Genomic DNA, 13603 nt, shown 5'->3' on the forward strand with positions numbered 1-13603 from the left:
ATATGAAAGTCTTACTCATCAATCAGAATCCAGTTATTAAAAAGCTTGTTGGCATGGCAAGTAAAAAGCTAAACCTTGAGGTTGAAAATGTAGCACGCATTGCTAATGATTTTAGACCAAAAGATTATATATGTATCATTGTAGATGATGAGAATGTAGGCAAAAATCTTGAGCGACTAACCGCCCTGCAAGACCAAGTGAAAGTCTGCTTACTTTTTGCGCGTAAAACACAGATTAAAAAACATGAATTTAATATTGCGATACAAAAACCCTTTCTCCCCACAGATATTTTAGAAATACTCAATGACTGCATACCAAAAGAGGGCGAGATAAAAGAAGCAGATGATAAAATATCAAATGATGGGCTAGAAGAATATGATAATGTAAAGTCTATTAATGAAATTGATATGGACTTAAAATCAGCAGAAATTACCCCGCCAGATGGCATAAATATAGACACAGCAAAACTTCAAGCAGAAGCCGAAGAGATTGCGGGTGAAGATACAGATTCTATGCTTGATTTTAATCCAGATTCACTTGATTTTTCAGATCTTCAAGCCGCTGGTGAAGTAACGAGTGAAGAAGAAGTTGCAGATTCTGCAGATGATGAAAACACAGAAGAAGAAAGCGATACTACCAATAAAGAAGATTCTATTAAAGAGAGTGAAGAAGAGCCAGAACACAGAGTTGGCTCAATATTTGATAGCGATTTAAGCGATTTGAAACCAAGTAGTGATAATCCGCTTGATTTAGCAAACTTTGATCTTGATTCTATTGTAGATTCATCAGCCCTAAAGGCTGCTAGTTTAGGTATCCCAGCACAGATAGAAGAGGAAGCAAAAGAAGCAGCAGATAGTCTTGGCGATGATGAAGATGATTTGTTTTTAAGCGATGATGAAAGGGATTTATTGCAGCCTAGCCCTAAGAAATTCATGCAGGCAAAAAAAGAGGAAGAAGAACTCAGGGCAAAAGAGCAAGAAAATAATGCAGATGATACAGCAGATACACAATCCTTAGAAAATGAAAGTTTAGATGATATATTAAATGATGAGAGTTTAAAAAATGTAAGTGATGATAATATAAGCGAGAATTCCGGCACAACAGATATAGAAGCGGACGCAGACACAGAATCAGCAAGTAGTGATTTAGACAATATTGATTTAGAATCTTTAGCTTTGCAAAGCGATATAACGCAAGAAAAAGATGATAGCATAGAATCTGGGGCTAATACCGCAGAAACAAGCACAGATAATCTTACAGCAATAGATAAAAAAGAGTTAGATGATATGGGGCTAATGGATATGGATTTAGATACACAAGCCCCTAAATCAACACCCAAACCAAGTGTAGAACATGATATAGATTCCATTGATTTAAGCGGACTTGATGAGACACTAAGCAAACAAGCCACACAGGATACCGCAACCACAAATACGCTAGATGATGCCTTTGATGAATTGAGTGCTGCTCTAAATAGTGCTTTTGATAATATGATATTAAGTGGAGAATCTAGCGATGAAGTAAAAGATTCTAAAGTAGAGAGTGATTCTAATTTACAAAATTTAGAAAATATAGATTCTACAACACAAACAAAAGATTTAGATTCTAAAGAAACAGATAATATACAACTTGATGACTTAGACTTGCAAATAGATGAAACTACAAACACAGATAACAGCACAGAATCTAGTCTAGATTCTAATCCTAAAGAAATGGACAAGCTAGCACAAGATGAGAGTTTAGAAACCAAAGAATCTGATGATTTATTGCTTGACTCACTTGATTTAGATTCTATGGGTATAACAGAAAATACAGAATCTAAAAATACCGAAAATAAAGAAGATGATATTAACTCTTTATTGCAATTGGATGATGATCTCAATTTGCAATCACAAGAGAGCAAAGAAGTAGAAACAAATGATACGCAACAGCTAGATAGTGATTTATTAAATGCTTTAGAAACAGATGATTCTATATCTAGTAAATCTAGCGTAAGCGATGAATTACCAAATGATTTCATAGATGATCTCAATATAGACACAGATTTAACACCAGCAAAGACAGAAGAAAGCATTGATGATACACTCAACATGCAAGAAGACCAAAGTAAGAATACGAATGCAAACACTCTAGATGATGCGTTTGATGATCTCACAGAAGCCCTTGATAACGCATTTGATAGTGCAATAAATGCAGAAGAAAGTAAAGATTCTAAAGAAGCAGATAATATGAGTCTTGATGATTTAGACTTGCAAATAAATGAAACTGCAAATGAGACTGAAAACACAGATGATAGTATAGAATCTAGTCTTAATTCTAATCTTTTAGATATAGATTTAGACAACAAAGCCAAAGATGATGAAAGTTTAGAATCTCTTTTAGATTCTGATTCTGAAACAGCAAATACAGACAATCTAGCGCAAAATGAGAGTTTAGAATCTCTTATTGATGATTCTAGTGAGTTGCTAGAATCTAAAACACAAGATAGTGAAAATATGGATTCTAATGATTGTCATGTTGAGCAAAGCGAAACATCTAAAAATCTAGAATCTAAAGAATCTGATGAACTATTGCTTGACTCACTTGATTTAGATTCTATGAATATAACAGATAATGCAGAATCTGACACACTACATACTGAAAATAAAGAAGATGATATTAACTCTTTATTGCAATTAGATGATGATCTCAATTTGCAATCACAAGAGAGTAAAGAAGTAGAAATAAATGATATGCAACAGCTAGATAGTGATTTATTAGATGGGCTAGATTCCAATGATTCTCCAATTAGCACCCCAGATTTAGAATCTAATACATTAGATGATTTAAATGGGGATTTAGACAAAGATTTAAGCATAGAAATAGATGACACAAAAGCACCAGATTCTAACCAAATAGATATGGATTTAGAAGCAATGCTGAATATCGATGAAGAGCTAGGCACACAGAATCCAGATAGCAAACCACAAGTATTACAAGAAGACACTTTAGCAGAAGTGAATGAAGCCTTAGAAGCCTTAAATGATGAAGTGGCTTTAAATGATAATACAGATTTATCTCAAGCAGATGATATAAAAGATGAATTGCTAGATTCAGAGAATAAAGACAGCACGGATTTAGATAATGCAGATGACTTACTCACAGATTTTTTAAGCAATAGCGATTCTAGTGAGCTAGATTTGCAAAAAGACTCAACCGATGAAGACTTATTGCATACACAAGATGGCATAGACACAGATTCTAATGCGCTTGATGATATGTTAGCAGAGCTAGATTCCAAAAATTCAACTGACACTTTAGAATCTAGTAATATTACTTCTACTAATAACTCAACAAAGTCTCTAGAAACTAACCCCGATACACTCTATGTCGCCCTACCTTCCAATGAAGAAGCACTTGAAAATCTCACAGAAACAGAGTTAGCAGAAGCACTAGGCGAGATTACAGATTTAGATATTGTGCGTATTGATCCAAATGATATCAATCCAAATCAACTCAATCAAAATAAGCTTGATGAAACACAGGATACACCAGCCATTAACACAGAATCTAGCATAACAGATACACAAGAAATAAAATCTAGTCTTAATGAAACGCAACTAGATGATACAATGCCATTAAATAATGAAGCACCGCTAGACACTCTCAGCACAACAGATACTATCAATAAAGACAATGTAAAAGAGCTTGATGCGAATTCTCTTATCGATTTTTTCAAAAATACACCAAAAGAAAAATTACATGAAATTCTTGATGGTTCTGAAATCAACTTTAGCATTCATTTTGGTAAGGATAAATAGAGGTTGTGAGTCTATAAGATATGTAATATTGCTTGGTGTTTGCTAAACACTCTAAGCTAGATTCTAGAATAATAAAGCGATAATCTAGAAAAAGGAAAAATATGGTTATTTCAATCTTATGTGGTGGTAGTGGGACGCGTCTTTGGCCCCTTTCAAGGAAGCTTATGCCAAAGCAATTTGCAAAACTAATTGGCGAAGATTCCCTTTTTAAGATGACGCTAGAGAGAAATGCTAAGCTTTTAAGCGTAAATGATAGTTGGCAGGTTATCACAAATGATAAGCATTATTTTCTAGCCCTTGATATAGCAAAATCGCTCAATATAGACATAGATATGTTTATCCTAGAAACCTTGAGTAAAAATACCGCAGCAGCCCTGACACTAGGGGCAATGCTTGTGGCAAAACAAAATCCAAATGAGATTATCCTAACACTTCCAAGTGATCATATTATCCATGATGATAATGCGTATAAGGCTTGTGTAGAGATGGCATGTCAGTTTGCAGAAAAGGGTAATATTGTAACATTTGGCATTACCCCAGATAGACCACACACAGGATATGGCTACATTCAAGTTGAAAATAATGAGACAAAACAAGCGCATAAAGTTATAGCATTTCATGAAAAACCAGATGAAAAACAAGCAAAAATCTACCTAGAAAAAGGTGGATATTACTGGAATAGTGGCATGTTTTGCTATCAAGCAAAAACACTCTTAGATGAGATGAAGGGTCATGCAAAAGAGATTTATGAATGCTGTAATATCTTATTAGAATCTTCTTTGCGTAATAATAAGGGCGAATTTGTGCGACTTGATAGAAAACTAAGTGAGGATTTACTCGATGAAAGCATTGATTATGCTTTGATGGAAAAGACTGATAAACTTTATATGATTCCAAGTCGTTTTACATGGAATGATGTTGGGAGTTTTGATTCTTTATGCGAAGAGTTACCAAAAGATTCTAATAATAATGCGATGAATGAGCAAAGCATTGCCCTTCATTCTTGCAATAATCTTATTATGTCTAATAAAATGGTAGCAACATTAGGGATAGATGATTGTGTCATCATCGATACGCAAGATGCGCTTTTAGTAGCAAAAAAAGGCTATACACAAGATGTAAAAAAGATTGTAGCCAAGCTAGATTCTATAAAAAGTCCATTAGTTGAGATACACAATCAAGCTTTTAGACCATGGGGTAGTTACACCGTGCTGCAAGAAAGTCCTACATACAAGTTAAAAAGCATTGTAGTAAAACCAAAGCATAGACTAAGCTTGCAAAAGCACTATCACAGGAATGAACACTGGATTGTTGTAAGTGGGAGCGCATTAGTCCAAATTGAAGATAAAGAAATCTTTCTATCACCAAATCAATCCACATATATCCCTATGGGACACGCACACAGGCTAACAAACCCGGGGACAATCGATCTTGTTATGATAGAAGTGCAAGTGGGAGAATATTTAGGCGAAGATGATATTGTAAGACTTAGTGATGATTATGCAAGGGATGACTGCTAGATAAAGATAATTTAATAGATAATCGCATAAAACTTTATCTAAAAATAGCATTATTTACAGGCATGAGAGTAAATGAAATACTTGCCTTGAAATATGAGGATATAGATTTAAAACGAAATATCATTCATGTTTGTAAAACACTAAGTAATGGCAAAATAACGACTACAAAAACACAAAGTGGCACAAGAGAAGTAGAGATTATTGAAGCCTTGCAATATGCACTCCAAGAATTAAAACAAGAGAACAAAATAGGCTATATTTTTGCAAATCACAATAATAAATTTATAGCTAAACAACGCATTGCAAAGCAATTCAAAGAGATACTGACAAAACTGCATATAGAAACAAGAACACTATATTCAACAAGACACACATTTGCTAGTCTCTCTTTAAGTTATGGAGAGGATTTGTTGTGGATAGCAAACATGCTAGGACATAAAGATGTATCAACAACTTGCAAGAGTTATGCAAAATACATTAAGACAGACAAAAAGAGAGCTACATTTTTTACTGAAAATGACAAACATAGAAAGGTAGGATAATGAAAAAATTTGTAATTGTAAAAAGAGATTGCAGAAAGAAAATACAAGAATTGCAAGATAGGGGACAAAAAATTCCACTTCTTGTAGAAATAGCAATAAGAATTTTGTATCAACAAGAGAAAAATAAGGAATTACAACATGTTAAATAGAGAAAGCTTTGATGATATTGTAAAAAATTTAACGAAAACAAAAATAATAAAAAAAGAACCAAAAACAACATATTCGTTTCATTGGGAACACAAAAGTAGTGTATCTCTAAATTGCATAAAATATTTAAGAATGCAACTTAAAGAGAGAAATACAGGCAAAATAGTAGAAATGGCAATAGATAACTTATATAAAGAAATGCAAGAAAATGGAAAGGAGTATATAGAAATGAAAATTTTGATTGAAAAAATAAAAATATACATTGAAAACTCAATACCAAAAGATACACATAGTTATGACAAAGAGGAAGTTATCAATGATTTAAACCTATTAACAAGCAAAATTGACATGCTATATAAGCAAAACAAAGTGTCAAACACCACAAAAAAGAAAAGCATTAAAGAAACAGAGGGATATGACAATACACCAAGTCTATTTCCAAACTTAGATGAAACATGTTTAGAGACAAAATAGAATATCAATAAACAAGAGAGGTAAAACATGAGTAACAATATGCAAATACAAACAACATTTTACGAGCAAGAGTTACATGGAGATATTGCAAATAGAATAGAAACAATCATAATTTCATCAGTGTTAATATCCCCACAAACACAAGCAACAAATTTTCTTTTAAAAGTCCCAAAGTATTGGCTTACAGAGGAATATTATCCATATTATGAAGCCATACAAAAAGCCTATGAGAATAAAAGTCATAAATCCCTTTAGGGCTTTGTAAATATACATTTATGGATATTTCATTACGATTAGAATCCAGCACCAACTCTTTTTCATTGCGAATCGCTAAAATCAAAGGCAAAACATCAAAAGCCCTAGCATACTCATTAAAAAGCAAAGTAATCTTATCTTGCAAATTCTCCTTTGATACGCCCAACAAAAGATTTAAATGATTAAGGCTAATACTTAATTTATCTTTATTTGCTAGACATTTTTGCCAATCCACAAAAAAGCCCAAATTCCTATTTGTCGCCCTAAGAGTGTTTAGAAAAGTTTCAAATGCTAATGTATTTTTCACAATTATTTCTTATGTGTTGTGCATTTTAGATTTACTTCCCCGAACACCCGTTTGAAAATAGAATCTACTTATTCCTCAAACTGCAAAGGTTGCTATTTATATTGTTAAAATCCTTTTGTGCCTACAATCTTTTAAAAGCTAGATTCTACCCTTTTCCCTTAATTTTTATCTCGTTTATAAAAAATAACAAAAATTAGAAGTAAAAAAAAGTTATAATAACATTTACCATACAATTAAAAGTCTTATTTACTATATTTTATAATCTAAAAATTAAAGGATATAAATGTTTTTTCGCTCAAGTCTTGAACTCATCGGTAATACGCCACTTGTAGAACTCTCTCGCATACAGATTCCAAATAATAATCGCATTTTTGCAAAACTTGAATCCTACAATCCCGCTGGTGGCGTGAAAGATCGCGTAGCCTTGCATATTTTGCAAAAGGCAAAAAAGCAGGGTAAGCTACAAAAAGATTCTGTAATTATAGAAGCAACCGCAGGAAACACGGGGCTAGGCATTGCCTTTGTATGTTTGCATTTTAATATCAAGGCGATTTTAGTCGTGCCGGATAAATTTTCCATTGAAAAGCAGATTCTAATGCGGGCTTTAGGGGTGGAAGTGATTAACACGCCAAAAGAGCTAGGCATACAAGGCGCGATTGATAAAGCACAAGAATTGCTAGATTCTACCCCGCATTCTTTTAGCCTGCATCAATTTGAAAATCCGCTAAATCCTGAAGCACATTATCTTACTACCGCAAAAGAGATTTATGCGGATATGCAGGGAGTGCGGGATTCTAATATACGAGATTTTGGGGGGAATATAGAATCTTGCGAAACTAGCTTAGAGAAGTCAAGTAGCAATCCGTGCGGCAGTATTTGCGAGGAAAAATCGTGGTTTTTGCGTAATACGGGTTTGACTTCGTCTGCACCAAGCGAACAAACAAGGAGTTTATTAAACATAAATGACGCAGTTTGTGAGCGTAGAATCCACGATTTTAACCGCGTGCAGACAAAGTCAAACCCGTATTACGCAAAAGACAACGCACAAAAGCAAAAGCCAATTTTTGATTACTTTGTGGCAGGTGCTGGGAGCGGCGGCTCTTTCAGCGGCATAGCAAAATACCTAAAAGAGCAGGATTCTAGGATACAAGCCGTGCTATGCGATCCTATCGGCTCTGTGATTGGCGGGGGGCAAGAGGGGTGTGCGAATATTGAGGGCATTGGCAATAACTTTATCCCAAAGACTATGGATACAAGCCTTATAGATATGGTGCAAAAAATTAGCGATGAAGAAGCGTATCAAGGGCTAAAAATCTTAGCTAGAGAGGAGGGAATCTTAGCTGGAATCTCATCTGGAGCGTGCTTACAGGCGTGTTTAAAACTCGCCCAAACCATAGAAAACAAGCTCATCGTTACGCTCTTTGCCGATGATTTAAGCAGGTATTTTAGCAAGAATCTTGTGTAGCAGGATAGTGAGTAGCAAAAAGATTCTATAAACCTGCTACAATGGTAGTTTTACAAAATTGCCACATTGCTAGGAAAGATTTATGGACTTCACACAAGAAAAAGACTTGCAAAGGGATATTTGCTCCGTGCTTGATATGGACTTTTATCAAATAAAACACTTCAATACTATTATTAAAACAATAATTTTTAAATACCTAATAGGGCTTCAACAATGACAATACCATTACACAATACATCTTTTAGCTACAAAAACACAACATTATTCAATCATACTTGCCTTGATAAAACGATTTTGCAAGAAAACTCGCTTGATTTAATCATCACTTCCCCACCTTATAATGTAGGTATTGAATACAACTCCAATGAAGATTCTAACTCTTATGAAAGCTATTTAGAATTCTCTCAAAAATGGATAGAAAATTGCTATTTTTGGGCAAAAGATGGGGCAAGATTCTGTCTTAATATCCCACTTGATAAAAATAAAGGCGGAAGTCAAAGCGTGGGGGCGGATTTAACCACTTTAGCAAAGCAAATTGGCTGGAAATATCATAGCACGATTATTTGGAATGAGGGTAATATCTCACGCCGCACAGCTTGGGGGAGTTGGCTTAGTGCATCTGCTCCTTATGTTATCGCACCTGTGGAGCTTATACTTGTGCTTTATAAAGGGGCTTGGAAGAAAAAGTATAAAGGAGAGAGTGATATAAGCAAGGAAGAGTTTATGGCTTGGACGAATGGATTATGGAGCTTTAACGGGGAGTCTAAAAAACGCATAGGACACCCAGCCCCCTTTCCTAGAGAGCTGCCTAAGCGGTGCATTAAACTTTTTTCTTATGTAGGTGATGTGGTATTTGATCCATTTTGTGGGAGTGGCACAACAATGATAGAATCTTATCTTAACAATCGGCAGTTTATAGGCATTGAGCTAGATAAGGCATATTGCGAGTTAAGCAAAAAACGATTTTTAGAAACAATCCAAAAGGAAAGGGGAATTTTTGATGAAAAACAATGGCTCTCAACTTGATTTAATAATGGAGTTTTTTAAGGCAAATCCAAAACGAGATATTAAACACCCTGAAGTGGTGGATTGGGTTGTTAAAGAATGGCAAAAACGCACAGGGAAAGTTTTTAGAGACCCAGATAGAGGTATTAGAAGTTTGCACCAAAAAGGCTATTTGCAAAAGATTGCAAAGGGAGTTTATCACTATGACCCAGATTCTATCAATTTAAGGCAAGATTTAGAGGATTTTAGTCAAGCTTTAAAAAGCAAATTTTAGAGCGAGATAATTATAAATGTGTGATATGTGGAATGGGTAAAAAAGAAGGAGTTGAGCTTCATATAGACCATATAAAACCAAAGGATTTAGGTGGAAAAGCGGTTTTAGAAAATGGGCAAACTCTATGTAGTAGACATAATTTTTTAAAGAAAAATCTAAAGCAAACTGAAACGGGCAAAAAGATGTTTATCCAAATGTTAGAATCTGCAAAAGATTCTGGTGAGAGTGAGCTTGTGGCATTTTTAGAAGAGGTTTTAAGCATTTATGAAAAGCATAATATCAATGGGCATATAGTATGGAAAAAGTCAAGTGGTATATAATCTTAGAATCTTATTTTATTCTATGTGCTAGAATCTTTGCATTTAACAAACAAAGCAAAGGCGGTGATTTATGGGCGTTTTTATAAGATTATTTAAGGTTAGCACAAAGGCTAAGATTCTAATGCCTTTGGCGTTTATGGCGTTTATGGCGTTTGCTGATAGTGAGAGTTTGCAAAAGTTGTTTAAGGAATACAATGTAAGCAAAGACAAGCAAGAGTATATCAAAAAGCAATGCGATAGGGCTAATTTTGACTTCAATCCTAAAAATAAGCAAGAGCAAATCTATCTCTTTGAAACAACGCAAATTGATTGTTGGGTGCAAAACTTAGGCGAAGTGCTAGGCTCAACACAAGGCATTCTAGCTTCACTTAATTATGGCTATGATGAGTATGACAAGCTTTTAAACAAATACTACAAACTCTACCGCGCTGAAGTAAAAAAGCAAAACAAAACCACACCAACAGGGGCTTTCTCTCACGAGCCCAATATCCAAAGTATAAAAAATGGGCAAGACACACTGCTAGAAGAGCAAAGAGCGTGGCTTAAGCTCCGCGATAGCTATGAAGCATACACAAAGGCACACCACGCACATATTTATGACATAAATGGCGGTGGCACGATATATAGCATTGAAGCAAGTAATGCTCGGTTAGGACTCTTAAAAATGCGTGTAAATGAGCTATTTCACGCTATTTGATGATGATAACAGATGGTGGCGTAGGGTTTGATAGTCTCTTTGGGTGTAATGTAGATGGGGATATATAGCGACTTAATAGTGTGCTTCAATGCTACAAAATCACTGAGTTAAGAATATATTTTCTATACTAAAAACACATTAAAACCCATCGCAGTTTTTTTGCAATTTATCATTGCTATGAAATAGCAGAAAAACTGAACGACATTTAAAACTAAAGTTGTAAAACTAGCAAATATACGCATAAAATAGACTAAAAAGAAAACAGCAAAGAAACTACAATAGATTTGATGTGCGCAATGAAAGCTAAATATTTATGCAAGTAAGATAGAGAGATGGCCTCTATCTTATTCCCAATGCTCTGCTTTTAAGCACAAATAATTTGAAAGCAGAGTTGTTACGAAATCACATCAATAAATACAAATGCAGAATTATCCTAGCTAGAAAATTAGAAGCATATTTACTATTGATATCTGCATATAGTTTTTATAGCGGTTATAGTCACATGAGTTAATTGAATAATGCGCGATTTTAGGAGTTGAATGTTGTTTATTTTGCAATAATCGCATACCAAAAAGATTAATTAAGCTCCCCTAAAGTATCATCGCACCAATCACACCAGCGACTAAAAGCGGGACATTATACACAAAAAATGTGGGGATACAAGTATCATAAATGTGATTATGCTGTCCGTCCATATTTAGCCCAGAAGTAGGTCCCAAAGTGCTATCACTCGCAGGACTCCCCGCATCGCCCAACGCCCCAGCTATGCCGATAAGCAAAATTATCGCAGGGACACTAAAGCCAAGTGAGATTCCAAAAGGCACATAAATTGCCGCGATAATGGGTATCGTCCCAAAGCTCGTGCCAATGCCTATGGTGATTAAAAGCCCCACAAGCAGCATTAAACTCGCCCCTATAAATTTCACCCATAAAGACGCCCCATTAGAATCTAAAGTTGCAGGATTTGAAGCCATAGTCGCATTAGAATCTAGCCCATTTGAAGCGATAGTATTCATAGCACCATCACCGACTTGATGTGTGAAGTTTGCCACAACTTGCACGAGATTCTGCACTTCTCCACTTGCACGCAGCACCTCCCCATATCCAGCCGCCACAAGCATAACAAAGGCAATGAAAGCCATCATTTTTAGCCCACCCTCCATAACAGAATCTATCTCATTCCACTTTACCCCACGCAGCACAATCATACACATAAGCCCAGCAAACGCCCCAAGCGCCAGAGAATGCGTAACAAGCTGCACGACAAAAAGCACAATAATGCCAAAAAGTGTCGCATATTCACGCCAACCCATACTCGCATCGCCCATAGAGCATTCCTCTTTTTGTGCGTATTCACGCGGCTTTGCATACAGCACAAACACCGCAAAAAGCAGCCCAAGCAGCATAGCCGCCCCGCCAATCCACATCACAGAGCTAATCTCACCAAGACTTACAGGCATACCATTTGCCTTCATCTGCTCGCTAATAGTCGTGTGAAAAATCAGCCCAAAGCCCACGCCAAGGGTTACATAAGGGGCTTGTAACCCAAAAGTAAGCGCACACGCCACAGCGCGTCTATCAATTTTCAAGCGATTCATAAGGCTTAGAAGTGGAGGGATAAGAATGGGGATAAAAGCGATGTGGATAGGCACAAGATTCTGCGAAAAACACGCAATGAGAGCAATGCTAAGGATAAAAATAAACTTCCTATTGCTTATCACATTTGCAATGGCGGAGAGCAAAAAAGTCATTAAATGTGTGCGAGAAATCGCCACCGCAATGCCGCCTAGCAGGATATAGCTTAATGCGATATTAAGATTACTTGCCATACCTTTGATGAGAATCTCCCCTGTAGTCGTGGTCTTAAGCAGGAAATATTGCCAAAGCGAAGTGTGTGAATCTGCCCCAGAAGATAAAGATTCTAAAGGTAGTGGAGATAGCCACCCAGCCACAAGTGCAGCTATAATAATGGATAGCAAAACATTTAATCGTAAAACGCACAACACCGCCATAACAAGCACAGATAACACCACCGCATTTGTGAGAAGAGACATTAGATTCCTTTAGTGAATTAATATGTAGATATTTAAAGAAAATAAAAGTGTGATTATAGCTTATTATTAAAAAGATTTACGATGGAGTTTGATTGTTTTGGATGGTTTTTAATCCATAGCATTTTATTAAATTCTTCTAAAAAATAAAACTATTGATAGCTAATATTATAGTTTTATCACACAAAAATTAATATGTATTTTACAAATTTGCTTCTCGCATTACATTTATAAAACACAACTTAAATACTCAAAAACAATATGATAAAATCTATATAAGAAAACAAAATGCACCTATACACGACAAATAGAATCTACATTCCATAAACTTGCGTGTTTAATGGACTTCATAGTAATAGATGTGGCAATTTTTTTAATGTTACCAAAAATCCTTAGACTTGTTTGTTTTTGCATTTTTATTTTTACTTCTCAAATTTTCCTTTAACTGAAAACTTGAGTATTTATTAACATTAACCTTTTTACTTTTAAAATTGACTACGCAAAAACATATCAGCCCCCCCCCCCCTTTTTTTTTTACTTTTCTTTGTTTATGTTGAAATAAGTTTTTATCATTATTTTAAATATTAAATCTATTACTTTATTGATATATTAGCACTAATATAATGCGTATTATTTGTATAATAAATGCTACATTAATACTATTTTGTAGTTTATTTGATTAATTTTTATTATTAAATAAGATATATTATTATGTTAATAAAATGTTTATTTTTGATTATTTTTAT

At 34.9% G+C, this 13603-nt stretch carries 12 protein-coding genes; 10 read left to right on the forward strand and 2 right to left on the reverse strand.

Annotated elements, in window-relative coordinates:
* The first annotated feature begins 2 nt into the window (after window positions 1-2).
* From C6H17_RS10695 to C6H17_RS10710, 5 genes are all read left to right on the forward strand, one after another.
* The gene (locus C6H17_RS10695; protein ID WP_190318786.1) at window positions 3-3800 is read left to right on the forward strand and encodes a hypothetical protein; all 3798 of its coding nucleotides are present in this window, start codon (window positions 3-5) and stop codon (window positions 3798-3800) included.
* A gap of 101 nt (window positions 3801-3901) precedes the next feature.
* A complete protein-coding gene (locus C6H17_RS10700; protein WP_005218699.1) occupies window positions 3902-5320 on the forward strand; it encodes a mannose-1-phosphate guanylyltransferase/mannose-6-phosphate isomerase in 1419 nt (472 codons plus the stop codon).
* A 26-nt stretch (window positions 5321-5346) separates the two neighbouring features.
* On the forward strand, window positions 5347-5862 hold the full coding sequence (locus C6H17_RS10705; protein ID WP_263363188.1) for a site-specific integrase: 516 nt from the start codon (window positions 5347-5349) through the stop codon (window positions 5860-5862).
* Window positions 5862-6011: a hypothetical protein gene (locus C6H17_RS12595; RefSeq protein WP_005218704.1), complete on the forward strand. Its 150-nt coding sequence runs from the start codon at window positions 5862-5864 to the stop codon at window positions 6009-6011. Before C6H17_RS10705 ends, C6H17_RS12595 begins: the two co-directional genes overlap by 1 nt.
* Window positions 6001-6483 (forward strand): hypothetical protein, encoded by a 483-nt coding sequence (locus tag C6H17_RS10710; RefSeq protein WP_005218705.1) that lies wholly within the window; start codon window positions 6001-6003, stop codon window positions 6481-6483. Before C6H17_RS12595 ends, C6H17_RS10710 begins: the two co-directional genes overlap by 11 nt.
* 181 nt (window positions 6484-6664) lie before the next feature.
* Here the strand turns inward: C6H17_RS10710 and C6H17_RS10720 are convergent, their stop codons facing one another.
* Window positions 6665-7045 (reverse strand): DpnII family type II restriction endonuclease, encoded by a 381-nt coding sequence (locus tag C6H17_RS10720; RefSeq protein ID WP_005218707.1) that lies wholly within the window; start codon window positions 7043-7045, stop codon window positions 6665-6667.
* A gap of 283 nt (window positions 7046-7328) precedes the next feature.
* Between C6H17_RS10720 and C6H17_RS10725 the strand changes: the two genes are divergently transcribed.
* The 5 genes from C6H17_RS10725 to C6H17_RS10740 all read left to right on the forward strand — a co-directional run bounded on the left by C6H17_RS10725 (window position 7329) and on the right by C6H17_RS10740 (window position 10806).
* Complete coding sequence (locus C6H17_RS10725) at window positions 7329-8510, forward strand: PLP-dependent cysteine synthase family protein (RefSeq protein ID WP_005218708.1); 1182 nt, start codon at window positions 7329-7331, stop codon at window positions 8508-8510.
* A 213-nt stretch (window positions 8511-8723) separates the two neighbouring features.
* Window positions 8724-9536 (forward strand): DNA-methyltransferase, encoded by an 813-nt coding sequence (locus C6H17_RS10730; protein WP_005218709.1) that lies wholly within the window; start codon window positions 8724-8726, stop codon window positions 9534-9536.
* Complete coding sequence (locus C6H17_RS13115; protein ID WP_223808375.1) at window positions 9511-9789, forward strand: type IV toxin-antitoxin system AbiEi family antitoxin domain-containing protein; 279 nt, start codon at window positions 9511-9513, stop codon at window positions 9787-9789. The genes C6H17_RS10730 and C6H17_RS13115 overlap by 26 nt, the downstream gene beginning before the upstream one ends.
* A gap of 32 nt (window positions 9790-9821) precedes the next feature.
* Entirely contained in the window at window positions 9822-10109 is a 288-nt protein-coding gene (locus tag C6H17_RS13120; RefSeq protein WP_223808374.1) for an HNH endonuclease, read from the forward strand.
* A 70-nt stretch (window positions 10110-10179) separates the two neighbouring features.
* Window positions 10180-10806, forward strand: a complete 627-nt coding sequence (locus tag C6H17_RS10740) for a lysozyme inhibitor LprI family protein (protein ID WP_005218711.1) — start codon at window positions 10180-10182, stop codon at window positions 10804-10806.
* A 590-nt stretch (window positions 10807-11396) separates the two neighbouring features.
* Here C6H17_RS10740 and C6H17_RS10745 read toward each other — a convergent pair.
* The gene (locus C6H17_RS10745) at window positions 11397-12860 is read right to left on the reverse strand and encodes a Na+/H+ antiporter family protein (RefSeq protein ID WP_020995857.1); all 1464 of its coding nucleotides are present in this window, start codon (window positions 12858-12860) and stop codon (window positions 11397-11399) included.
* Between the last annotated feature and the right edge of the window lie 743 nt (window positions 12861-13603).

It is taken from the genome of Helicobacter rappini, from assembly GCF_900198625.1.
Taxonomy (GTDB): domain Bacteria; phylum Campylobacterota; class Campylobacteria; order Campylobacterales; family Helicobacteraceae; genus Helicobacter_A; species Helicobacter_A rappini.